At 36.4% G+C, this 25,005-nt stretch carries 14 protein-coding genes, 2 tRNA genes and 3 rRNA genes; 13 read left to right on the top strand and 6 right to left on the bottom strand.

The genetic code is table 11. The features are described from left to right. Positions 1-149 precede the first annotated feature (149 nt). From rrf to NLG42_RS10250, 6 genes are all read right to left on the bottom strand, one after another. Positions 150-259, bottom strand: a 5S ribosomal RNA gene (gene rrf / locus NLG42_RS10275). Positions 260-409: 150 nt separating this feature from the next. Then, a 23S ribosomal RNA gene (locus NLG42_RS10270) occupies positions 410-3,293 on the bottom strand. Between the two features lie 191 nt (positions 3,294-3,484). After that, positions 3,485-3,558 (bottom strand) — tRNA-Ala (locus NLG42_RS10265). 99 nt (positions 3,559-3,657) lie between these two features. Then, a tRNA-Ile gene (locus tag NLG42_RS10260) sits at positions 3,658-3,731 on the bottom strand. 126 nt (positions 3,732-3,857) lie between these two features. Beyond that, positions 3,858-5,371, bottom strand: a 16S ribosomal RNA gene (locus NLG42_RS10255). The 16S, 23S and 5S rRNA genes sit together here with 2 tRNA genes alongside, the layout of an rRNA operon. Before the next feature lie 1,063 nt (positions 5,372-6,434). Continuing rightward, on the bottom strand, positions 6,435-7,451 hold the full coding sequence (locus tag NLG42_RS10250; protein WP_257683673.1) for an LLM class flavin-dependent oxidoreductase: 1,017 nt from the start codon (positions 7,449-7,451) through the stop codon (positions 6,435-6,437). Between the two features lie 174 nt (positions 7,452-7,625). On the opposite strand from NLG42_RS10250, the gene NLG42_RS10245 reads away from it, so the two are divergent. From NLG42_RS10245 to NLG42_RS10185, 13 genes are all read left to right on the top strand, one after another. Continuing rightward, on the top strand, positions 7,626-8,141 hold the full coding sequence (locus NLG42_RS10245) for a DUF2975 domain-containing protein (protein ID WP_089058408.1): 516 nt from the start codon (positions 7,626-7,628) through the stop codon (positions 8,139-8,141). Positions 8,142-8,143: 2 nt separating this feature from the next. Then, positions 8,144-8,350 carry a helix-turn-helix domain-containing protein gene (locus NLG42_RS10240; protein ID WP_012024053.1) on the top strand — a complete coding sequence of 69 codons (207 nt, stop codon included), beginning with the start codon at positions 8,144-8,146 and terminating at the stop codon, positions 8,348-8,350. Between the two features lie 117 nt (positions 8,351-8,467). Next, complete coding sequence (locus NLG42_RS10235) at positions 8,468-9,352, top strand: ABC transporter ATP-binding protein (protein ID WP_257683672.1); 885 nt, start codon at positions 8,468-8,470, stop codon at positions 9,350-9,352. 4 nt (positions 9,353-9,356) lie between these two features. Beyond that, entirely contained in the window at positions 9,357-12,896 is a 3,540-nt protein-coding gene (locus NLG42_RS10230) for an ABC transporter permease/M1 family aminopeptidase (RefSeq protein WP_257683671.1), read from the top strand. Positions 12,897-13,329: 433 nt separating this feature from the next. Continuing rightward, positions 13,330-14,679: a sigma-54-dependent transcriptional regulator gene (locus NLG42_RS10225; protein ID WP_099720088.1), complete on the top strand. Its 1,350-nt coding sequence runs from the start codon at positions 13,330-13,332 to the stop codon at positions 14,677-14,679. Between the two features lie 376 nt (positions 14,680-15,055). Then, complete coding sequence (locus NLG42_RS10220) at positions 15,056-15,337, top strand: DUF7674 family protein (protein WP_089059296.1); 282 nt, start codon at positions 15,056-15,058, stop codon at positions 15,335-15,337. A gap of 200 nt (positions 15,338-15,537) precedes the next feature. After that, positions 15,538-15,615, top strand: a complete 78-nt coding sequence (kdpF, locus tag NLG42_RS10215) for a K(+)-transporting ATPase subunit F (protein ID WP_073099479.1) — start codon at positions 15,538-15,540, stop codon at positions 15,613-15,615. Between the two features lie 105 nt (positions 15,616-15,720). Then, on the top strand, positions 15,721-17,442 hold the full coding sequence (gene kdpA, locus NLG42_RS10210) for a potassium-transporting ATPase subunit KdpA (protein ID WP_257683670.1): 1,722 nt from the start codon (positions 15,721-15,723) through the stop codon (positions 17,440-17,442). A 197-nt stretch (positions 17,443-17,639) separates the two neighbouring features. After that, positions 17,640-19,673 carry a potassium-transporting ATPase subunit KdpB gene (gene kdpB, locus NLG42_RS10205; RefSeq protein WP_089059294.1) on the top strand — a complete coding sequence of 678 codons (2,034 nt, stop codon included), beginning with the start codon at positions 17,640-17,642 and terminating at the stop codon, positions 19,671-19,673. Positions 19,674-19,756: 83 nt separating this feature from the next. Further along, on the top strand, positions 19,757-20,308 hold the full coding sequence (locus tag NLG42_RS10200) for a K(+)-transporting ATPase subunit C (RefSeq protein WP_257683669.1): 552 nt from the start codon (positions 19,757-19,759) through the stop codon (positions 20,306-20,308). 339 nt (positions 20,309-20,647) lie between these two features. Next, entirely contained in the window at positions 20,648-21,724 is a 1,077-nt protein-coding gene (locus NLG42_RS10195; protein WP_257683668.1) for a porin, read from the top strand. 206 nt (positions 21,725-21,930) lie between these two features. After that, positions 21,931-23,058 (top strand): sensor protein KdpD, encoded by a 1,128-nt coding sequence (locus NLG42_RS10190; protein WP_257683667.1) that lies wholly within the window; start codon positions 21,931-21,933, stop codon positions 23,056-23,058. Between the two features lie 105 nt (positions 23,059-23,163). After that, a complete protein-coding gene (locus tag NLG42_RS10185) occupies positions 23,164-24,882 on the top strand; it encodes an ATP-binding protein (protein ID WP_257683666.1) in 1,719 nt (572 codons plus the stop codon). Positions 24,883-25,005 lie beyond the last annotated feature (123 nt).

The raw sequence follows: 25,005 nt of genomic DNA, 5'->3' as shown, positions 1-25,005 counted from the left end.
AAAAATCCTCATCAAATAAATAATGTGGATTCTTAAAAGAAAAGCGACGACCCCCGATGGCTGTCGGGGCTCCCGCAATACACCATACCTTTTGGTATTTGCGTAAAAACAAAAAATCCTCATCAAGTAAATGATGAGGATTCTTAAAAGAAAGGCGACGACATACTCTCCCACATAACTGCAGTACCATCTGCGCAGGCGGGCTTAACTACTCTGTTCGGGATGGGAAGAGGTGAGCCCCGCCGCAATAACCACCTTAAGAAGTTATAATTGCTTTGGGCAACTTTTAATTGTTAATTATAAATTATTAATTATCAATTAAATAATATCTTAACATACTGAGATAAAGAAAAGTACTTTTATTTACTATTTTAGAAAGTTTCTTCCCCGCCGAAGCGGGGAAAAGGGTGTACATAAGCTTACGGATTATTAGTACTACTCGACTATGACATTACTGCCTTTACATCTATAGCCTATCAACGTGGTCATCTTCCACGATCCTTAAAAGAAATCTCATCTTGTGGTGGGTTTCGCGCTTATATGCTTTCAGCGCTTATCCCTTCCCAACGTAGCTACTCTGCGGTGCCCCTGGCGGGACAACAGATACACTAGAGGTTAGTCCAATTCGGTCCTCTCGTACTAGAATCAGATCCACTCAAATTTCTTGCGCCCACAGTAGATAGAGACCGAACTGTCTCACGACGTTCTGAACCCAGCTCGCGTGCCACTTTAATGGGCGAACAGCCCAACCCTTGGGACCTTCTCCAGCCCCAGGATGTGACGAGCCGACATCGAGGTGCCAAACCCCCCCGTCGATATGAGCTCTTGGGGGAGATCAGCCTGTTATCCCCGGCGTACCTTTTATCCTTTGAGCGATGGCCCTTCCATGCGGAACCACCGGATCACTATGCTCTACTTTCGTACCTGATCGACCTGTATGTCTCTCAGTCAAGCTCCCTTATGCCATTGCACTCTACGCACGGTTACCAAGCGTACTGAGGGAACCTTTAGAAGCCTCCGTTACTCTTTTGGAGGCGACCACCCCAGTCAAACTACCCACCAAGCAATGTCCCCCACAACGCGGGGTTAGGCCTCAGATAAACAAAGGGTTGTATTTCAACAATGACTCCACAACGCCTGGCGACGCCACTTCATAGTCTCCAACCTATCCTACACATCATTTATCCAAGGTCAATACTAAGCTATAGTAAAGGTGCACAGGGTCTTTTCGTCCCACTGCGGGTAAACGGCATCTTCACCGTTACTACAATTTCACCGAGCTCATGGCTGAGACAGTGTCCAGATCGTTACACCATTCGTGCAGGTCGGAACTTACCCGACAAGGAATTTCGCTACCTTAGGACCGTTATAGTTACGGCCGCCGTTTACTGGGGCTTCAATTCAATGCTTCTCCGAAGATAACATCTCCTCTTAACCTTCCAGCACCGGGCAGGTGTCAGGCCCTATACTTCATCTTACGATTTTGCAGAGCCCTGTGTTTTTGATAAACAGTCGCCTGGACCTCTTCACTGCGGCCAGCATTGCTGCTGGCGACCTTTCTCCCGAAGTTACAGGTCTATTTTGCCTAATTCCTTAGCCATGAATCTCTCGAGCACCTTAGGATTCTCTCCTCAACTACCTGTGTCGGTTTACGGTACTGGTACTAATTACCTGAAGTTTAGAGGTTTTTCTTGGAAGCCCTTAGGCGCACTATCTCTTTGTCCGAAGACTCCGAGTACTATCGTATTTCACCATTCTCTACGGATTTGCCTATAGAGAATATAGCTAGGTACTTCAACGAACTATTCCGTCAGTTCGCGGCGCTTTCATCACTCCGTCACCCCATCACAGTAATTAGTAGTACGGGAATATTAACCCGTTAGCCATCGACTGTCCCTTTCGGGTTCGCCTTAGGACCAGACTAACCCACAGCTGATTAGCATAGCTGTGGAAACCTTAGTTTTTCGGTGTGCGGGTTTCTCGCCCGCATTATCGTTACTTATGCCTACATTTTCTTTTCTAACCAGTCCAGCATACCTTACGATACACCTTCAACCCTGTTAGAATGCTCCCCTACCACTTAGAGTAAACTCTAAATCCATAGCTTCGGTAATATGCTTATGCCCGATTATTATCCATGCTCGTCCGCTCGACTAGTGAGCTGTTACGCACTCTTTAAATGAATGGCTGCTTCCAAGCCAACATCCTAGCTGTCTGGGCAGACAAACCTCGTTCTTTCAACTTAGCATATATTTGGGGACCTTAGCTGATGGTCTGGGTTCTTTCCCTCTCGGACTTGGACCTTAGCACCCAAGCCCTCACTGTTAGTGAACATTATATAGCATTCGGAGTTTGTCAGGAATTGGTAGGCGGTGAAGCCCCCGCATCCAATCAGTAGCTCTACCTCTATATAACTTTATAACTAACGCTGCACCTAAATGCATTTCGGGGAGTACGAGCTATTTCCGAGTTTGATTGGCCTTTCACCCCTACCCACAGGTCATCCGAAGACTTTTCAACGTCAACCGGTTCGGTCCTCCACTGTGTGTTACCACAGCTTCAACCTGCCCATGGGTAGATCACACGGTTTCGCGTCTAACACTACTGACTAAAGCGCCCTATTCAGACTCGCTTTCGCTACGGATCCGTGACTTAATCACTTAACCTTGCCAGCAACGTTAACTCGTAGGCTCATTATGCAAAAGGCACGCCGTCACCCCACGAAAGGGCTCCGACCGCTTGTAAGCGTATGGTTTCAGGATCTATTTCACTCCGTTATTCACGGTTCTTTTCACCTTTCCCTCACGGTACTGGTTCACTATCGGTCTCTCAGGAGTATTTAGCCTTAGCGGATGGTCCCGCCAAATTCAGACAGGGTTTCACGTGCCCCGCCCTACTCAGGATACCACTATCTATTACATTTATTACCCATACGAGGCTATCACTCTCTATGGCCCGACTTTCCAGTCAGTTCTGGTTCTGCATGCATAAAATGTCGTGGTCCTACAACCCCAACATTGCCGTAACAACATTGGTTTGGGCTAATCCGCGTTCGCTCGCCACTACTTACGGAATCACTTTTGTTTTCTTCTCCTCCGCCTACTTAGATGTTTCAGTTCAGCGGGTTTGCCCACCTATCGGTGTACTATGTCTTCAACATAGTGGGTTGCCCCATTCAGGTATCTGCGGATCAATCGGTGTGTGCCCGTCCCCGCAGCTTTTCGCAGCTTATCACGCCTTTCATCGCCTCTGAGAGCCTAGGCATCCCCCATACGCCCTTATTTTGCTTATTGTACCAATCATAAAATTAATTATGACCGTTTTTTTTTGTCTTTTATTATTCGTATTACTACTATAACAAAAAACGCTTTCTACTTTTTATTATTTTCTTATCTCAATATGTCAATGAACTTTATTTCGTTTAATCGTTAAACCGTAAATTCGGTTAACCGCTTAAACAAATCAACGATTAAACGTTGAATTGTGGAGAATAACGGAGTCGAACCGTTGACCTCCTGCGTGCAAGGCAGGCGCTCTAGCCAGCTGAGCTAATCCCCCATTTTAATTAAAAATCAAAAATCGTGAATTAAAAATTATGAACTTTTTGATTCTTAATCTTTCAACTTCTAAAATTTCCTTGTAATTAAGTTAAAAGAGTAGTCCCGGGCAGACTCGAACTGCCGACCCCTACATTATCAGTGTAGTACTCTAACCAGCTGAGCTACGAGACTCTGTTTTACTTAATTTTCATTTTTTTTTAAATTAACAGCAAGAGTAATACAATCTCCAATTCAGAATCCTATAAATAATCATCTTGTTTCCTCAACGTGTGCAAGCACTAACATTTGAGGCTCTAGAAAGGAGGTGTTCCAGCCGCACCTTCCGGTACGGCTACCTTGTTACGACTTAGCCCTAGTTACCAGTTTTACCCTAGGCAGCTCCTTGCGGTCACCGACTTCAGGCACCCCCAGCTTCCATGGCTTGACGGGCGGTGTGTACAAGGCCCGGGAACGTATTCACCGGATCATGGCTGATATCCGATTACTAGCGATTCCAGCTTCACGGAGTCGAGTTGCAGACTCCGATCCGAACTGTGACCGGTTTTATAGATTCGCTCCTGGTCGCCCAGTGGCTGCTCTCTGTACCGGCCATTGTAGCACGTGTGTAGCCCAAGGCGTAAGGGCCGTGATGATTTGACGTCATCCCCACCTTCCTCACAGTTTGCACTGGCAGTCTTGTTAGAGTTCCCGACATGACTCGCTGGCAACTAACAACAGGGGTTGCGCTCGTTATAGGACTTAACCTGACACCTCACGGCACGAGCTGACGACAACCATGCAGCACCTTGTAAATTGTCTTGCGAAAGATCTGTTTCCAAACCGGTCAATCTACATTTAAGCCTTGGTAAGGTTCCTCGCGTATCATCGAATTAAACCACATGCTCCACCGCTTGTGCGGGCCCCCGTCAATTCCTTTGAGTTTCATTCTTGCGAACGTACTCCCCAGGTGGGATACTTATCACTTTCGCTTAGCCACTGAGATTGCTCCCAACAGCTAGTATCCATCGTTTACGGCGTGGACTACCAGGGTATCTAATCCTGTTCGCTCCCCACGCTTTCGTCCATCAGCGTCAATCAATTAGTAGTAACCTGCCTTCGCAATTGGTATTCCATGTAATCTCTAAGCATTTCACCGCTACACTACATATTCTAGTTACTTCCTAATAATTCAAGTTCAGCAGTATCAATGGCCGTTCCACCGTTGAGCGATGGGCTTTCACCACTGACTTACTAAACCGCCTACGGACCCTTTAAACCCAATGATTCCGGATAACGCTTGGATCCTCCGTATTACCGCGGCTGCTGGCACGGAGTTAGCCGATCCTTATTCTTACGATACCGTCAAGCTGCTTCACGAAGCAGTGTTTCTTCTCGTACAAAAGCAGTTTACAATCCATAGGACCGTCATCCTGCACGCGGCATGGCTGGATCAGGCTTGCGCCCATTGTCCAATATTCCTCACTGCTGCCTCCCGTAGGAGTCTGGTCCGTGTCTCAGTACCAGTGTGGGGGATCTCCCTCTCAGGACCCCTACCCATCGTTGCCTTGGTAAGCCGTTACCTTACCAACTAGCTAATGGGACGCATGCTCATCTTTTACCGTTGTGACTTTAATAGTACTACCATGCGGTAGAGCTATACTATGAGGTATTAATCCAAATTTCTCTGGGCTATCCCTCTGTAAAAGGTAGATTGCATACGCGTTACGCACCCGTGCGCCGGTCTCTATATCCGAAGACATATACCCCTCGACTTGCATGTGTTAAGCCTGCCGCTAGCGTTCATCCTGAGCCAGGATCAAACTCTTCATCGTATATTTTAATATTATATTGCGATGATGATCTATCGGTTCTTTTCGAATCTTACGATTCTATTACTCTTATTCTTTTGTTTTGAAATCTCTTTCAAAACGGCTGTCAATTCAATATGTCTACGAACGTGTATTTCTTTATTTTCTACGCCTTAATTTGTTTCTCAAAGCGGGTGCAAAACTAAAAATTTATTTTGTTTCCTGCAAGAAAAATTTAAAAAATTTTGAAACTTTTTTTTCGTCTCATTTTCTCATTTTCCTTACCAGTCTTTCAAATAACTTTCCGCATTTTGCGGGGTGCAAATGTAATATCCGTTTTCCATTCTCACAAGCTTTTCGCAATATTTTTTTGAAAATTTCTTCTCTGCTTATTTGCCTTGCTTGTCAGTATTTCGGTGAACGTTTATCGCTGTTGCGGGTGCAAAAGTACACAACAATTCCACTTAAACAAGCCTTTTTAGAAAGTTTTTTTATTCTTTTTTTACTTTATTTCTTAACTAACTGATAACGGATTCTTTACAAAGCAGCTTTTCACAATCTATTGTAAGGGTTTTCTCCATTACAGTGCCGTTTCTTTATTTTTTACACTTTTAAGCCCCCTGCTTTTGCAGAGTTTTCAGCGTTTTTCTTATTCTGTGGTAAAGAATCCAAGATTTACAATCTCTTTTTAAAGCTTATTTGCTCTTTAAAAGAACTTAATTCTTCTTTTCCTTCTCTTATTTCCCTCAATAGCTCATTCTCCAGCCCCGATAGAAGTGGAAATCCTTTTATTTTGAGGTTCAAAATAAAAGATTGAAACGAATAGCGGGAAAAAGCTGCCAAAAAATACAAAACCTAAATATCATTTGACTTTGCTCCGCTAGACGTTAGTACATATTAAAGTGTTGATTATTTTCCAAAGAAGACACACAACACGTCTTACTCACAACTTAGACGCACTACCGTGCGCCTCTACAGAAAATTAGGGCTTAACTATAATTCTATACCTATATAGGTATGTATAAAAAACAAACCGGACAGATTCAAAAAATTTGTCCGGTTATTATCACTATATATTATAGTATACTTATATATGTATACTTTCGTTAAGACTATCGATTGCTTCTTTGGTGATTTGAATACTTTTTAGTTTTGCCTGATGATCGAAGATTGGACTTGTTACCATCAGTTCATCAATTCTAGTATAGTCAATAAATTTTTTCAAATCGGTTTTTAATTGCTCTTTGTTTCCTGTGAAGGTTCCTGCTGTCATTTGATTGACATGAAAACGTTCTTGTTCGTTCATGATATCATCTAATGACGGAACTGGCGGTTGTAGACCTTTGCGATCGTTTCGAATTAAGTTGAGAAACATTTGATACAAACTTGTAGACAACAATTCTGCTTCTTCGTTTGTGTCTGCAGCAATGATATTAACACAAGCCATTGTTTTTGGTTTGTCTAAATATTCTGAAGCTTGGAAATTTTCACGATAGAATTCAAAAGCCTGAACCATCAGTTTTGGTGCAAAGTGTCCAGCAAAAGCATAAGGCAATCCATAAGCCGCTGCCAAAGCCGCACTATCCATACTTGAACCTAAAATCCAAATTGGAACTTTTAAACCTTCGGCTGGAAACGCACGAACTTTTCCTGTTGCATTTTCACTCGAAAAATATTCCTGAAGTTTGCTTACATTTTGTGGAAAACGCTGTGCTTGTTCAAAAAAGTCTTTTCTGATTGCTTCGGCAGTTGGTTGATCTGTTCCCGGCGCTCTTCCTAAACCTAAATCGATTCGGTTTGGATAAAGCGTCTCTAAGGTTCCAAATTGTTCCGCAACTACTAAAGGAGAATGGTTTGGCAACATGATACCGCCAGAACCTACTCGGATATTTTTTGTCTGACTTGCAACATAACCAATTAAAACAACTGTCGCAGTACTTGCAACGTGTGCCATATTATGATGCTCTGCAAGCCAAAATCGTTTATATCCTAAATTGTCAGCTAATTGCGCTATGTCTTTTGTTTTTTGAAATGTTTCTGCAGCATTGCTATCTTGAGTAATGATAGCGAGCTCTAATAATGAGACTGAAATTGGGTTTTTCATATAAAAAAATGCTAGTCTACAAAATTAACTCATTTTTACGGATGCCTTTTGTTTTCTAATGTTAATAGATTTATAATATTCTCTAAAGTGCACAAACAAGTAATTTTCAATAATTAATTATTGTTTTGCGATAATTAATTATACATTTGCAATATCAATTTAACTTTTCAATATATGAAGACAACTCATATTGTATCTAAAATATTATTTTACTTTACCCGATTTCTGGCTGTTGTTTATTTCTTTCTAGCTTTCTATTCTGCTTTTACTTTGGTAACGGGATTATTTTTGACTTTTAAGGACAACGGAAAATACTTTCAGGTTTGTTATCCTTTTACTTCTCATCCTTTAATGCTTGGTGATTATAACTTGCCGTATATTTTGTTTGACTTTTTGGCGCCGTTAAGTTTGTACGGACTTTTCTTTTTATTGAGCAGTAATGTTTTTAAGGTATTTTTTCAACCTAAACTGTTTACTCAAAACGGAATTTCTCATTTAAGGCGTTTCTATTTATCAAACTTATTAATTCCGAGTATTGTAATATTTGTGGCTTTCTTTTTTGTTCCGCTGGATAATGAAGTTTCACTTTTTATTCTATTACACGGAATGCTTGGTGTTTTCGCTTACTTTTTAGCAGCCATTTTTAAACAAGGTTTAAACCTTCAGAACGAACAAGACTTATTTATATAACTATGCCAATAATTGTAAATGTTGATGTAATGCTTGCCAAACGCAAGATGCAGAGTAAAGAGTTGGCAGAAAAACTAGATATTACGCCTGCCAATTTATCGATTCTAAAAACTGGAAAAGCAAAAGGAATTCGATTTGACACTCTCGAAGCTATTTGTAAAATATTAGATTGTCAGCCTGGTGATATTTTAGAATACGTGGCTGAATAGCTTTTTTTTAAATCTTATTTCTTACTCCTAACAAATCGGCTTTTGAAGCCGAAAGGTATTCTATTGCCTAATTTTTTCAAATCATAGTTTAATTCAATCATCAAAATCAATCAAAAAATGAACAGTTTATCAATCAAAAATCTCAGCAAAACGTATGAGAACGGCACAAAAGCGATTGACCAATTATCGCTTGAAATTACAAACGGAATGTTTGGTTTATTAGGTCCAAACGGCGCCGGAAAATCGACTTTAATGCGAACTATCGCTGCTTTGCAAGAACCAACTTCGGGAATTATTGAATTTAACGGAATTAATATTCTAGAAAATCCAATGTTTATCAGACAAAATCTGGGTTATCTGCCACAGGAATTTGGTGTTTATCCTAAAATTTCTGCTTATCGTCTGCTCGATCATTTGGCAGTTTTAAAAGGAATCGTTAATAAAAAAGAACGACACGATCAAATTTTGTATTTATTGCAGCAGACGAATTTACTACAGCATAAAGATAAAGCAGTTCATTCTTTTTCTGGCGGAATGCGTCAGCGCTTTGGGATTGCTCAAGCTTTGTTGGGAAATCCGAAGATTATTATTGTGGATGAACCTACTGCAGGACTTGATCCTGAAGAAAGAAACCGATTTAATAATTTGCTGAGCGAAATTGGCGAAAGCATTATTGTGGTTTTATCAACTCATATTGTGGAAGACGTTCGTGATTTATGTCCAAAAATGGCAATTATCTCTAACGGGAAATTGATTTTGGAAGGAAAACCAAATGAAGCGATCGATTCTTTAAAAGATAAAATCTGGATGAAAGCGATTGAAAAAGCAGAATTGAAGGATCATCAATCGAACTATAACATCATTTCATCAAACCTAAATTCAGGTAAAATCAATATTCATGTTTTCTCAGATGAACGTCCAAATTCTGGTTTCGAATTGATCTCGCCAGATTTAAGCGATGTTTATTTTAGTGTTTTAGCTCAAAATCAACTTAAAAATTAGTGTTATGCTTTCTAAATTAATTCAATTTGAATGGCATAACAACACCAGAAGCTGGACTTTTTATGCCACATTTATCATTTATTTGGTTTTAGGTTTTTTTGTGAGTGCTTTTGCGAATTTCTCGTTTTCGGGTGCTTATAAAAATAGTCCGTATGTATTGACTTATGCGATTGGACTGATTTCGCTAATGACGATATTTTCGATTACACTTCAAGCTGCGAAGAGTTTTTTAAAGGAATATGAAACAAAATTCGATTCGATCCTTTTCTCCTCTCCTATTTCTAAGTTTCATTATTTGGCGCCTAAATTTATTACTGCGTTTCTTATTGCTGTAGTTTCTTTTGGAATGTTTATTACTGGAATGATCGTTGGACATCAAATGTCTTGGCTTTCTAAAAGCGAAATTGGTCCTTTTGAAATCATAAATTACCTCTGGCCGTTTTTTGTAATCGTCATTCCAAACATTTTCCTATGTCTTTCGATATTGACGGCTCTCGCTTGGCTTACGCGAAGTAAACTTTTAATTTATGTTGGCGGGTTATTAATTTACATCTTATATATAGCAGGTTCGATTTTTTCGAATTCGCCTTTATTTGCAAATGCTTCTCCTTCTTCGGCGAAAGCCATGTCATTGGCAGCAAAAATAGATCCATTTGGTTTGGCTGCATTTCTAGAACAAACAAGATATTGGACCGCGATTGAAAAAAATACCGAACTGGTTTCGCTTTCAGGCAGCTTTTTATTTAACCGATTATTGTGGATTTCAATTTCCCTGCTTTTACTTTTTGTTTCGTATCGATTATTTTCTTTCCGAAAAACGAAAACTAAAAAGATAAAAGCGTCTAAAATTATTTCAAAAGAAGTAAGAATCATTTCTTCGGAAATACCAAAAAACATTGAATTCAAAACTTTCAGACATAATTATGCCGTTTTTAAAAGCAATATTAAATTGGATATTTTTTTAGTTCTAAAGGGAATTCCGTTTTTATTGATTATTCTTTTATTTTCGGGATTATTGGCAATCGAAATTTCGGATGAAATTGATGGCGGAATCCGTTTAGCCGAAAAAATTACAGATACGGCATTGATGATTTCTACCATAATGGATCGCCTGCCATTTATTTTGATTTTAATTCTACTTTTTTACAGCAGCGAATTATTAAACCGAAGCGAAAATTCAAGATTCGAAATGCTGGAAAATACTGCGCCATATTCTCAATTTGTAGTTTTATTGGCAAAATTGACCGCGCTTTTTATAATTCCGTTAATCATTATCAGCATTAGTATTTTGATTGGATGCGGTTTTCAGATTGTGAATGCCAATGCTCCAATCGAAATTGGTCTTTATCTTTCTTTGTTTTATTATCTCGGGTTTCCGCTGCTTTTAATCTCCATTTTGATAATTGCGATTCAGACTTTCATTAAGAATAAATATATCGGACTTTCTGTGGCTGCTTTTTTCTGTATTTTGCTTTGTACCGGAATTGGAGAACAATTAGGAATCTCCCATCCTTTATTTCGATTTGGAAATGCTTTTAAAACGGAATATTTTGATTTGAATGGTTTCGGAAAATATACTTATTCATTTCACATTTCGATGTTGTACAATTTCGGATTGGCTTTAGTACTTCTTACTTTGACAGGAATTTTATGGAAGAGAAATGCTTCAATCGTAAAAACCTTTCGAAGAAATTCCTGCAATGCTGCTCAAAAAACAACTTTCTTATTGGGAATTACTCTTTTTATTGGCTTTGGAAGTTATCTTTTTTATAAAACAAATATTGAATATCCATATTTGACCGAAGAAGATCAGAATAACTGGAGCGAAAAATACGAGAATCACTTTAAAAAATATAATAATCTGGCTCAGCCAACTATTGTTTCTGTAAAAAGTAATGTCGATTTGTTTCCTGAAGAAAATCGTTATGAGGTAAAAGGTACTTATGAGTTGATTAATAATTCTAAAAAACCAATTGATAGTTTACTCCTATATATAGATCGAAACTCAAAACTAACTTCTGTTGAAATTCCGAATTCTAAAAATCTAGACGATGTTTCGGCATTTCATCATTATTGGTATCGCTTAGAAACACCTTTGCAGCCACAGCAGAAAATGAAAATGAATTTTTCCTTTGAATCTTCTTGGTCTCCATTTAAAGGACATACGGCTTTTAACTCTATAATCGAAAATGGTTCGTTTATGCGAATGAGTCGTTACTTTCCGCTTTTTGGTTATCAGGAATCGAATGAAATAAGCAGTAAAAAAGAACGGGCAAAAAGGCATTTAAAACCGCAGTCACCACTTAAAAAACTAGAAGACAAATCTGAAATCAAATATGGTTTCGTTGATTATGATGCTGTGGTTTCTACTTCTAAAAATCAAACGGCGATTGGTGTTGGAGATTTAATTGGAAATTGGAAAAAAGACAACCGCAATTATTTTCATTATAAATCGAATGGCAAAATTCCATTTCGATTTGCTTTTTCTTCTGCTGAATATAAAATTCAAAAAACGAATTATAAAGGTATTTCTATTGAAGTTTATTACGATAAAAGACATTCAAGAAATATCAAAAAATTAGTTCAGGATGTAAAAAACACTTTAGATTATTGTCAAAACAATTTTGGCAAATATCCGTATAAAGCGATTCGTTATGCCGAAGTTTCAGCTTTCGCCGATGGATTTGCTGCAACTTCCTATCCGTCAACTGTTTTTATGAAAGAGAATTTTGGGTTTTACAGCAACCTCAACAACAAGGATAAAGAAGATATCATTAATCAATTAACGGCTCATGAATTGTCGCATGAATGGTGGGGAAATGCGCAGATAAGTCCAGAACAAAAAGAAGGAAGCTGGATTTTGACCGAAACTTTGGCGCAATATACCGAGCTTATGCTTTATGAAAAAGAACATGGTTTGGAAAAAGCACTTGGAACCTTAAAAATTCATCTCGATTTGTATTTAAGCAGCCGAAGTTATGATCCTGAAACACCTTTGTATAAAACAAATTATGAAACCCCGCATTTGCCTTATGATAAAGGTATGCTGGTGATGCATCAACTCCGAATGTTAATTGGTGAAGAAAAAGTAAATCTGGCTTTGAAAAATTTTCTGAATCATTATAAATATCCAAATCCATTTCCTGATTCTGAGGATTTATTAAAAGAGATTTATGCCGTAACAGATAAAAAACTTCATTATAAATTAGATGAAATGTTTAAACAGATTATTACCTATTCATCCAAAATAGAATCTGTCACCAGTATTAAAAAGAATGGTTTTTATGAAGTTTCTTTTAAGGCTGTTTCTGAAAAATATAAAGAAAATGCAACTGGAGAACGAAAACTAATTGCGAATGATACTGCAATTTACATTGGAATTTATGATGAAACCGGAAAATTGTTTCGTTATCCTTTCTCTATAAAAAACAATAAAATTGAAGGAAAAATAAAACTAAAAACAAAACCTCAACGTATTGTTATTGATCCGTATTTAATGAATATTGATACTTTTATAAAAGACAACGAAAAGGAGATTGACTAGAAGTTTTTTCGTTTGGAATATTTTTTTTTAACACATAGAAACATAAATTTTGTTACAACTGAAAGGTGTTTTACTTGCATAAATACACATAGCTATGTGTTAGAAACTAGTTTCTTTTTATTCCCTTTTTTAGATAAAGAAAAAAACTATGTTTCTATCTGTTTATTTTTTTAGCCACAGATTAAAAGGATTATTTGGATTTTTATTTTAGCGCTCATAAAAAAATCTTTTTAATCATTTTAATCTGTGGCTAAAGCTTTTATTTAAGCAGATTGAAAATCTGTTTGTGAGTTGTTTTTCTGTCTTTTTTAATTTTTAATTTTGTACTACTAGATTCTACTTTTAAAATAATTTCCGTTGAATCAAAAAAGGAAAATGATTTAAAACCTACATTTGTACATCAAAAACAACTTCCGATAAGCCTTTTTTTCAAATGACACACAAAATTTTAATTATAGACGACGAAGAAAAACTAAGAAGTCTGCTTGCGCGTATTATAAAATCAGAAGGTTTTGAAGTTATCGAAGCCAAAGATTTAAAATCAGGTTTTAAGAAACTGGAACAAACTGATATTGATGTCGTTTTGTGTGATGTGAAACTTCCTGACGGGAACGGTGTCGATTTTCTTCAAAACATAAAGGGAAATTTCCCATTGACAGAAGTTATTTTATTAACTGCTTTTGGAAATATTCCAGACGGTGTTCAGGCTATGAAAAATGGTGCTTTTGATTATATTGTAAAGGGAGATGATAACGATAAAATTATTCCGCTTCTCTACAAAGCAGTTGAAAAAGTGCATTTGCAAAAAAAGGTGCAGCAACTTGAAAAACGAATCAATGATAAATATTCGTTTAAAACTATCATTGGAAAATCAAAAGGTCTTGAACAGGTAATTGATTTGGCGCAAAAAGTAGCCAAAACAGATTCGACTGTTTTACTTACAGGCGAAACTGGAACTGGAAAAGAAGTTTTTGCACAAGCTATTCATGAAAACAGTAATCGTGCAGGAAAATCATTTGTGGCTTTAAACTGCAGTACTTTCAGCAAAGAAATTTTGGAAAGTGAATTATTTGGTCACAAACAAGGAGCTTTTACAGGAGCTTTAAAAGATAAAAAAGGTTTTATTGAAGAGGCTAACGGCGGTACTTTATTTCTAGATGAAATTGGTGAAATGCCAATTGATCTTCAGGCTAAATTATTGCGGGTTTTAGAAACCAGCGAATATATTCCTGTTGGTGATACTACCTCAAAAAAATCAAATTTTAGATTAATTGCTGCGACAAATCGAGATCTAAAAACAGAAAGTGATGAACATCGTTTTCGTTCTGATTTGTATTTCCGTTTAAATATCTTCGAAATTAAACTTCCTTCTTTAAGAGAAAGAATTAAAGATATTCCAGTCTTAACGCATCATTTTGTGAAGCAATTTTCTGAAAAAACAAATAAAAAAACATTACATATTTCAGATGATTTTCTGCAGAAACTAGAAAATTATTCCTGGCCTGGAAACATCCGCGAACTTAAAAATATTATCGAAAGATCCGTTATTTTGAATAATGGTGATACTTTAACCTCGGATGTTCTGCCTTACGAAATGCAGCATCAAGCCGAGAAAAGTTCAAAACCAATGTCAGCTTTCTCAATGCAGAGTGTTGAAAAACTTCATATTCAAAAAGTTTTGAATTATACAAAAGGAAATAAAGCTGAAACAGCTAGACTATTAGAAATTGGAATTGCGACTTTATATCGAAAGTTGGAAGAATATGGAATAGAGAAAAATTAAATTCCAAATTTCAACTAAAATAGCAATCTCAATATTAATAGCAAATTCAATTCTTAAAGCATCGGAGAAGCATCATATTTATAGATTATTTATTGCCAATGATAAAAAGCTCCAGCGGAGCTTAAACAATCAAAAAAAATATCACCCCGCTGAGGATGTAATATCTGTACTTGTTGTTTTCTATAAATACAACGCTCTGCTGGAGCTTAACAATAACATATCAAAACGAGAAAAGCTTATCAAAATGATAGGCTTTTTTTATACCTTTTTTTTGGCACAAAACTACATTCCTTTTATTGACAACACTTTAGATACAACTTCATTTTTTCGGAACATATTTTGGCATAAGGAGAGAGAACATTAAAATTCATTTCAAATGAAAAATCAAGTCACCTCAATCTGCAAACAAGCTGAACGCTTTGCTGAGATAACCAAAAAATCTATTATTTCGGGTAATATCGTTCGGGCAAAAAAATGCCTGGCTCTTGCTGAACGTTTATTTGTAAGCGGAAGCATCGAAACTAAAAACGCCATTTCTAATGTGTATGTTTTTTCGGTTTCTTCTTTTATGGAAATGCGTCACTGCAATATTTCACATCTTTTTCCTCAAACGCTTAAAGCAGAATATATCAAACAGATTAATGCATCGGGCGTATAGTGTGAAATGTTATTTGTGAAATGTAAAATGTACTTATCACTTTTCACAAATAACATTTTACATCTCACATTTCACAAATAACATTTCACAAATCTAAAATCTAAAATAATCTTATGATCACATTTCTTTTACTCGCATTGGCCGTTGTGCTTTTTGCCATTTGTTTTATGTCAGTTGAATTTTTTGAAAAAATATAAATCATGACCGCACTATTTATTATTTCAATCGCCGTTTTCGTGTATTTGATTTATGTATTAATCAAACCCGAAAAATTTTAATAAATGTGAAATGTCAAAAGTGAAATGTTAGATGTCTTTCATTTCACAAATCACATCTCACTTTTTACAGATTCACATTTTACATTTTACAAAAACTCACATATTATGAACACAGAATTATTAGGCGTCATTGGTATTTTTATCTTAACAATTGTTTTAGCTATTCCTTTAGGAAAATATATTGCTAAAGTGTATTTGGGAGATAAAACACTTCTTGATCCAATTTTCAATCCAATTGAAAAATTTATTTTTAAAATCAGCGGTATAAATCCTGCCGAAGAAATGAACTGGAAACAACACTTAAAAGCACTTTTAAGTATAAACATGATTTGGTTCTTTCTTTGCTTTTTTGTCTTATTGTCTCAAGGTTCATTGCCCCTTAACCCAGATAACAACCCATCTATGGCACCCGATTTGGCATTTAATACTGCTATTTCATTTTTAGTCAATTGCAATTTACAGCACTATTCCGGCGAAAGCGGGGTTTCATACCTTTCACAAATAGTACTGATGTTTCTTCAATTTGTTTCTGCTGGTATCGGATTGGCTGCTGCGGCAATGGTCTTTACTGCAATGAAAGAAAGAACTACGGAAAAATTGGGTAATTTTTACAATTATTTCATTAAAAGCTGTACTCGTATTTTATTACCGCTTTCAGCAATTGTTGCAATCGCTTTAGTTTTTAGCGGTACTCCAATGACTTTTGAAGGAAAAGATGCTATTACAACTTTACAAGGTGACAAAGTAGAAGTATCGAGAGGTCCTGCTGCTGCTTTTATTGCTATCAAACATATTGGTACAAATGGTGGCGGATTTTTTGGAGCTAACTCCTCACATCCGTTAGAAAACCCGACTTATTTTACTAATGGAGTTGAACTTTGGGCACAAATGATTGTTCCGTTTGCGATGATTTTTGCTCTAGGTTTTTATTTAAAGAAAAGAAAACTATCCTATATAATTTTCGGCGTAATGACGGTTGGATTCTTATTATTAGTAACTCCAACGGTTATGAGCGAAATTAACGGAAATCCTGCCATCGAAAAAATGGGAATCGCCCAAACTAATGGAGCGATGGAAGGAAAAGAAGTTCGGTTTGGACCAGCAATATCAGGTTTTTGGAGTATTGCCACAACCGTAATTTCTACAGGTTCAGTTAATAGTATGCACGATAGTTCTATGCCTGTTTCTGGTGCAATGGAATTACTAGCTATGATGGTTAATGCCTTTTACGGTGGATGTGGTGTAGGTATTTTGAACTACTATATTTTTATTATTCTGGCAGTATTTATCTCTGGATTAATGGTAGGTCGAACTCCTGAATTTTTAGGAAAGAAAATCGAAGCCCGGGAAGTAAAAATAGCTGCTTTTATCGCCATTCTTCACCCCTTATTAATATTGTCAGGAACTGCTTTAGCTTCTTACTTTGCTGCACATGATACTGCAATGGGTTATTGGTTCAGCGGAAATGCGACAGGCTGGTTAAATAATCCTGGAAATCATGGATTCTCAGAAATGTTATACGAATACACTTCGAGCGCGGCCAACAACGGTTCTGGTTTTGAAGGTTTAGGAGATAATAATCCGTTTTGGAATATCACTACGGGAATTGTGCTGCTGTTAAGCCGTTTTATTCCAATCATCGGACCATTGGCAATTGCAGGTTTATTGGCTGGTAAAAAATACATTCCTGAAAGTGCAGGAACTTTAAAAACGGATACCTCAATTTTTGGAATAATGACTTTTGCCGTAATCGCAATTATCGCTGCTTTATCGTTCTTCCCAGCGTTAGCTTTAGGTCCATTGGCTGAATATTTCACACTAAAATAACAACTCATTTTTAAATGCTGAAAAAAATTAAACACATAGAAACATAGAAATAAGTCCATAAAAAAGAGTAAAAAGAAAACTCGTTTTCACACATAGCTATGTGCATTTATGCAAGTTAAACGCCTTTTTCTCAAAGTTAAAATCTATGTCTCTATGTGTTTAAAAAAAATTAGCTAACAAAATAATACAAAGAAAAAATGACAACTAATAAATCCACTTCATTATTTGAAAGTAAACAGGTAAAAGAAGCCTTAGTGCAATCTTTTGTCAAGCTTAATCCAAAAATGATGATCAAAAATCCGGTAATGTTTACCGTAGAAATTGGAACTGCAATTATGTTTGCCGTTTGCATTTCGATATTAATGGGAGCAAACGACCAAGGAAGTCTTACTTATAACTTAATTGTATTTTTAATTTTATTAGCAACGCTATTGTTTGCCAATTTCGCCGAAGCAATTGCCGAAGCAAGAGGAAAAGCACAAGCCGACAGTTTGCGAAAAACAAGAGAAGAAACTCCCGCAAGACAAATTTTACCTAACGGAGAAATTAGAAATATCAGTTCTTCGGCATTAAAAAAAGACGATGTTTTTGTTTGTGAGGCTGGCGATTTAATTGCTGCCGATGGTGAAATTATCGAAGGTCTGGCTACAATCGATGAAAGTGCTATTACTGGAGAAAGTGCACCTGTAATTCGGGAAGCTGGCGGAGACAAATCTTCAGTAACCGGAGGAACAAAAGTATTATCTGACAAAATTAAAGTAAAAGTAACTTCTGAACCTGGCGAAAGCTTTTTAGATAAAATGATTGCTTTGGTTGAAGGTGCAAGCCGTCAGAAAACCCCAAACGAAATCGCATTAACCATTTTATTAGCCGCATTTACTTTAATCTTCGTGATTGTGTGCGTTACGCTAAAACCGTTTGCCGACTATGCCAACGCACCCATCACGATTGCGGCTTTCATTGCTTTGTTTGTATGTTTAATTCCAACTACAATTGGAGGTTTACTTTCTGCAATTGGTATTGCAGGAATGGACAGAGCTTTGCGAGCTAACGTAATAACGAAATCTGGAAAAGCGGTCGAAACTGCTGGAGATATTGATGTACTGCTTTTAGATAAAACAGGAACCATTACAATTGGGAACAGAAAAGCAACCAATTTTTATCCTTCTAAAGGGATTTCAGAGGAAGAATTTATAAAATCTGCTGTGCTAAGCTCATTAGCAGATGATACTCCGGAAGGGAAAAGTATCGTGGAATTGGCAGGAGCCGAAACTGCCAGTAAATTATCTATTGAAGGTGCTACTTTAATCAAATTTACCGCTGAAACGAGAACTTCCGGAGTTATTTTAAAAGATGGTACAAATATTAGAAAAGGTGCGCAAGATGCTGCCAAAAATATCGCACTGCAAGCAGGAAATTCTTTCCCAGATGATACTGCACAACAAGTAATTACGATTTCATCTAACGGAGGAACTCCGCTGGTTGTTATAAAAAATAATGTAGTTCAAGGTGTAATCGAACTTCAGGATATTATTAAAACGGGAATGAAAGAACGTTTTGAGCGCTTACGCAGAATGGGAATCAAAACAGTAATGGTTACAGGTGATAATCCGCTTACAGCAAAATTTATTGCGGAAGCTGCCGGTGTTGATGATTTTATTGCCGAAGCGAAACCTGAGGATAAAATGAATTACATTCGAAAAGAGCAAGCCGAAGGAAGATTAGTTGCTATGATGGGTGACGGAACAAATGATGCTCCGGCTTTGGCTCAAGCGAATGTGGGAGTTGCCATGAACAGCGGAACTCAGGCTGCAAAAGAAGCAGGAAACATGGTCGATCTTGACAATGATCCAACGAAACTAATTGAGATTGTTGAAATTGGAAAACAGCTTTTAATGACTCGAGGTACTTTAACTACTTTTTCTATTGCAAATGACGTTGCGAAATATTTTGCTATTGTTCCTGCTCTTTTTATTACTGCGATTCCTGCGCTGCAAGGTTTAAATATCATGAATCTGCACAGTCCCGAAAGTGCGATTTTATCAGCTGTAATTTTCAACGCGATTATCATTCCGATATTGATTCCGCTTGCGCTGAAAGGTGTCGATTATCGTCCAATTGGAGCCAGTGCCATCCTAAAAAGAAACCTTTTAATTTATGGTTTGGGTGGTTTAATTGTTCCTTTTATCGGAATCAAAGTAATTGATTTGCTTGTTGCTCTATTTATTTAGTGAAATGTGGTTAGTGAAATGTGAAAATCTACATTTTACATTTTACTTCTAACATTTTACTTCTAACATTTTAAATTAAAAACATGAAAACTATATTTTCACTATTAAAACTTACCGTATTTACTTTGATTTTGTTTGCGGTTATTTATCCTCTAGCGATTTACGGAATTGCAAAATTAGCCCCAAATCAAGGGAAAGGAGAAACGATTTCGGTTAACGGAAAAGTGGTTGGATACCAAAAAATTGGTCAAAAATTCGATAAATCGAATTATTTCTGGGGAAGACCTTCTGCCGTTGATTATAATGCTGCCGGAAGTGCCGGAAGTAACAAAGGTCCAAGTAATGCTGAATATTTAGCTTTGGTTCAAAAAAGAATTGATACCCTTTTACTTGTTCATCCTTACTTGAAAAAATCTGAAATTCCGGCTGATATGGTAACGGCTTCAGGAAGTGGATTAGATCCTAATATTTCTCCTCAAGGTGCTTTGATTCAAGTAAAACGAATTGCCAAAGAAAGAAAATTGGATGAAGCTAAAGTAAAAGCTTTGGTTGAATCTAAAATTAATTCGGCTGTTGTTGGACCTGAAACTGTTAATGTTTTGGAATTGAATGTGGCGCTTGATGCGCTTCGATAAAACGAGGTTCTAATCCCGAAGCTTCGGGACTGAGTGGCTAAGATTCTAAGATTTTCTCTATGCACATTCTTGTCATTTCGATCCCGAAGCCTCGGGATCGAAATGACAAAACAAGACGTTGAATCAAAAACTTTAAAATTAAATACCTACAAGGTTTCAAAAACCTTGCAGGAAACAAAAACGCCTTTTTACCCCAAATACTCTAGCCCCGATAGTAGTGAAAATCCTTTTGTACCGGCGTTCGGTACAAAAGATTGAAACGGATAGCGGGAAATAGCTCCTAAAAAAAATCTACTAATAATTAATTAACCCTTTCGGGTTTGAATACCACAATTAAAAATGAAAAAAATTATACTTACTGCTTTAATCGCTTTCGGTTACAGCAATTTACATGCACAAGAAGAATCAAAAAGTCCATTAACATTTTCAGGATATGTAGAAACTTATTATAGTTACGATTTTGGAAAACCTGAAAATCATACTCGACCAAACTTTTTTTACAATTTTAATAAAAGTAATGAAGTGAATATTAATTTAGGAATGGCAAAAGTAAATTACAACAAAGATAATATTCGTGGTAATTTTGCTCTGATGGCGGGAACTTACGCCGAATACAATATGGCGGCTGAACAAGGCTTGCTGAAAAATGTTTACGAAGCAAATGTTGGTGTAAGGATTTCATCGACTCATAATTTATGGATTGATGCTGGAATTATGCCTTCGCATATTGGTTTTGAAAGTGCGATTGGAAAAGATTGCCAGACTTTATCACGAAGTATTCTGGCTGAAAATTCTCCTTATTATGAAACAGGAGTTAAAATTGGTTATACTTCTGAATCTGGAGAATGGTATTTGGCGGGTATGTACTTAAATGGCTGGCAGCGAATTGAGAAGATTGAAGGAAATCAAACGCCCGCTTTTGGAACTCAGGTTACTTACAAACCGTCTGATCGAGTTGTTTTAAACTGGAGTACTTATGTTGGAAATGAGCAGCCGGACATTGACAAAAAATGGCGCTATTTTAATAACTTCTACGGACAATTTAAAGTAACGGAAAAAACAAACATAACAGCTGGTCTTGATGTTGGATCTCAGCAATCGGCTAAAAACAGTAATAAATACGATACTTGGTTTTCGCCAGTTTTAATTTTGCAATACAAACCAACGGATAAAATTCAGCTTGCAGCGCGCGGCGAATATTATAGTGATGAAAAAGGGGTAATTATCGCAACTGAAACACCAAATGGTTTTAAAACTTACGGATTTTCAGCTAACTTTGATTACTTAGTTACTGATAATGTAATGTTTAGAATTGAGGCTAGAAATCTTTCGAGTAAGGATGAAATTTTTACAAAAAATAATGTTCCAACGGATACGAATACGTTTGTGACGTCTTCCTTGGCGATTAGTTTTTAGGAGAATGTTTCTTGCCACAGATTAAAAGCATTTTTTAATGCCTTTGTGTAGATTTATTTGCTACCAATTACACCAATTTCCACGAATTATATTAAAAAAAAATTGGTGTAAATTGGTGTAATTCGTGGCGAAAAAAAATCATTTTAATCTGTATAATCTGTGGCTAAAAAAAACTTTGTGACTTAGCACCTTCGTGGCAAAAAAACATGAAAGAAGAAAAAGAAAATAATGCACAGCACTTTCTCGATTTAATTCAGAAATCACGAAAGGGAAAGTTCAAAATCTACATTGGAATGAGTGCCGGTGTGGGCAAGACTTTTCGTATGCTTCAGGAAGCACATTCGTTATTAAAAAACGGAATCGATGTAAAAATTGGCTACATCGAAACGCACATGCGAAAAGAAACTCATGAATTATTAGCAGGATTACCTATAATTCCGAGACGGACTATTTTTTATAAAGGAAAAGAACTTGAAGAACTCGACGTTCAGGCGATTATTAATCTTCGTCCAGAGGTGGTTATTGTTGATGAATTGGCACACACCAACATTGAAGGAAGCAAAAATGAAAAGCGCTGGCAGGATGTATTAGAGATTCTGGATGCTGGAATTAACGTGATTTCGGCTGTAAACATTCAGCATATTGAAAGTTTAAATGAAGATGTAAAACGTATTACAAATATTGATGTTCAGGAACGAATTCCTGATAATGTTTTACGATTGGCGGATGAAGTCGTGAATATCGATTTAACATCCGAAGATTTGATTGCACGTTTGAAAGAAGGAAAAATTTATACTCCAGATAAAATTCAGACCGCTTTAACGAACTTTTTTAAATCGGAACAGATTTTACAACTTCGAGAATTGGCTTTGAAAGAAGTAGCGAGTCAGGTCGTTCGAAAAGTTGAAAATGAAGTTCCGAATCTTCATGCTTTACGACACGAAAAACTTTTAGCCTGCATAAGCAGCAATGATAAAACGGCTAAAATTGTAATTAGAAAAGCTGCTCGTCTGGCAAGTTATTATAACGGACTATGGTATGTTTTGTATGTGGAAACGCCAAAAGAAAGCAGTACAAAAATTGCTTTGGACAAACAACGGCATTTAATTAATAATTTTAAACTCGCCGTACAATTAGGCGCAGAAGTGATAAAATTAGAAAACTCAAATATTGCAAATGCTATTTTAACAACTGTAGAAGAAAAACAAATTACAACTGTATGTATCGGGAAACCGCATTTGAATTTATTTAAAGTAATTTTGTCTACAACAATTTTTAGACGTTTGCCGAACAAACTGTCTCTGTCAAATGTCGATCTTGTAATATTATCTTGAAATGTGAAATGTAAAATGTGAGATGTAAAATGTATTTCTCAAAGATCATTTCACATCTCACATTTTATATCTTACACAAGTAACATTTCACACAAAAATTAAAATATGAGAATTAAAACCAAATTGAATCTGGGAGTTGGATTGTTATTTTTAATGATCATTATACTTTCGTTAGTGAGCGGTTATTCTGTTTTTTTGATAAAAGCAGATACAGAGAATATTCTGAAAGCAAATTATAACACGCTGGAATATTCTAGAAATATGATTTTGTCTTTGGATGAAATTAAAACGAACTCTGATAGTAAGATTCTTATTTTCAAGGATTATCTTGAAAAACAAACACAAAATGTTACGGAACCCGGAGAAAAGGAAGCAACCGAAAATCTGGAAAAAAGTTTTACTGTTTTAGAAAAAAATGGTGCCAGCGAAGCTTTAAAAACAAAAATCAGACAGAATATTTTTGCGATTATGAAACTGAATCTGGATGCAATAAAACAGAAAAGCGACATTGCAAAACTAACTGCCGAAAATGCCAATTTATGGATTGCAATTGTGGGCAGTTTATGTTTTCTGATTGCTTTTAATCTGCTGGTTAATTTACCCAATAATATTGCCAATCCAATTAAGGAATTAACGCTGAGTATTAAGGAAATTGCTAATAAAAACTATTCAGAGCGTGTTCATTTTACCAATCATAATGAATATGGAGATTTAGCAAAATCGTTTAATACGATGGCGCAGAAACTTCAGGAATATAATGACAGCAATTTGTATAAGCTCTTTTTTGAGAAGAAACGACTAGAAACACTTATCAATAATATGCACGATCCAATTATTGGTTTAGACCATGAAGGAATTGTTTTATTTGCCAATGATGAAGCGTTGAAAATTATTGGACTGAAATTGGAAGATGTTATCGGAAAATCGGCTTCTACTCTAGCCTTATCTAATGATTTGATTCGTTCTCTGATTTTAAAAGAGGATGTTGATGCACCAAAAAAACAACCGCTTAAAATTTATGCACACGGAAAAGAAAGTTATTTCGAAAAAGAAATTCTAAATATTACAATAATTCCAACGGGAGAAGAAAAAGAAATCAATATTGGTGATGTTATTATCCTGAGAAATATTACCCTTTTTAAAGAACTGGATTTTGCCAAAACCAATTTTATTGCGACAGTTTCACACGAATTAAAAACGCCAATTGCTTCTATAAAATTAAGTCTTCAATTACTTGAAAATGGAAAAACGGGCGATATGAACGACGACCAAAAACAATTGGTAGAAAGTATAAAAGATGACAGTCAGAGATTGTTGAAAATTACAGGCGAATTGCTTAATTTATCACAATTAGAAACTGGAAATATTCAGCTGAATATCGAAAAAAGCAATCCGCATAAAATTGTAAATTATGCTGTTGAAGCAGTAAAAGTTCAAGCCGACCAAAAACAAATTAAACTTGTAATTGACGCTGATGAAGATCTTCAAGATGTGAAAGCCGACAGCGAAAAAACAGGTTGGGTTTTAATTAATTATTTGTCCAATGCAATCAGATATTCTTCTGAAAAAAGTACTATTTTTATCAAACTAAGAAAAGAAAATAATCAAATCGTTTTTCAGGTTATCGACACTGGAAAAGGAATTGACACAAGATATAAAGACCGAGTTTTTGATAAATATTTTCAAGTTCCCGGCAGTCAAAAATCTGGAACAGGATTAGGATTAGCCATTAGTAAAGAATTTATTGAAGCACAGAACGGAAATGTTGGCGTAGAAAGTAATTTGGGATTGGGAAGTACGTTTTGGTTTTCGTTGAAGGTATAAAGAATAATTGTTGATTATTTAAACAAAAATATTAAAAGAGCCGTAAGCTTGGTTTATATTGTAGGGCCGAATTTTAATCCGGTTGGCAAAGAAATTCCGCAATGCAAAAGAGCTGTAGGCTCG

It is taken from the genome of Flavobacterium plurextorum (assembly GCF_024638035.1).
Taxonomy (GTDB): Bacteria; Bacteroidota; Bacteroidia; order Flavobacteriales; family Flavobacteriaceae; genus Flavobacterium; species Flavobacterium plurextorum.
This window is presented reverse-complemented; position numbering and strand designations above follow the sequence as displayed.

Excerpts from the sequence above, each read along its gene's own strand:
- NLG42_RS10225 (WP_099720088.1), top strand. The coding sequence starts at position 13,330 with ATGACACACAAAATTTTAATTATAGACGACGAAGAAAAACTAAGAAGT.
- NLG42_RS10190 (WP_257683667.1), top strand. The coding sequence starts at position 21,931 with ATGAAAGAAGAAAAAGAAAATAATGCACAGCACTTTCTCGATTTAATT.
- NLG42_RS10230 (WP_257683671.1), top strand. The coding sequence starts at position 9,357 with ATGCTTTCTAAATTAATTCAATTTGAATGGCATAACAACACCAGAAGC.
- NLG42_RS10220 (WP_089059296.1), top strand. The coding sequence starts at position 15,056 with ATGAAAAATCAAGTCACCTCAATCTGCAAACAAGCTGAACGCTTTGCT.
- kdpA (WP_257683670.1), top strand. The coding sequence starts at position 15,721 with ATGAACACAGAATTATTAGGCGTCATTGGTATTTTTATCTTAACAATT.
- NLG42_RS10245 (WP_089058408.1), top strand. The coding sequence starts at position 7,626 with ATGAAGACAACTCATATTGTATCTAAAATATTATTTTACTTTACCCGA.
- NLG42_RS10250 (WP_257683673.1), bottom strand. The coding sequence starts at position 7,451 with ATGAAAAACCCAATTTCAGTCTCATTATTAGAGCTCGCTATCATTACT.
- NLG42_RS10195 (WP_257683668.1), top strand. The coding sequence starts at position 20,648 with ATGAAAAAAATTATACTTACTGCTTTAATCGCTTTCGGTTACAGCAAT.
- kdpF (WP_073099479.1), top strand. The coding sequence starts at position 15,538 with ATGACCGCACTATTTATTATTTCAATCGCCGTTTTCGTGTATTTGATT.
- NLG42_RS10200 (WP_257683669.1), top strand. The coding sequence starts at position 19,757 with ATGAAAACTATATTTTCACTATTAAAACTTACCGTATTTACTTTGATT.
- NLG42_RS10240 (WP_012024053.1), top strand. The coding sequence starts at position 8,144 with ATGCCAATAATTGTAAATGTTGATGTAATGCTTGCCAAACGCAAGATG.
- kdpB (WP_089059294.1), top strand. The coding sequence starts at position 17,640 with ATGACAACTAATAAATCCACTTCATTATTTGAAAGTAAACAGGTAAAA.
- NLG42_RS10235 (WP_257683672.1), top strand. The coding sequence starts at position 8,468 with ATGAACAGTTTATCAATCAAAAATCTCAGCAAAACGTATGAGAACGGC.
- NLG42_RS10185 (WP_257683666.1), top strand. The coding sequence starts at position 23,164 with ATGAGAATTAAAACCAAATTGAATCTGGGAGTTGGATTGTTATTTTTA.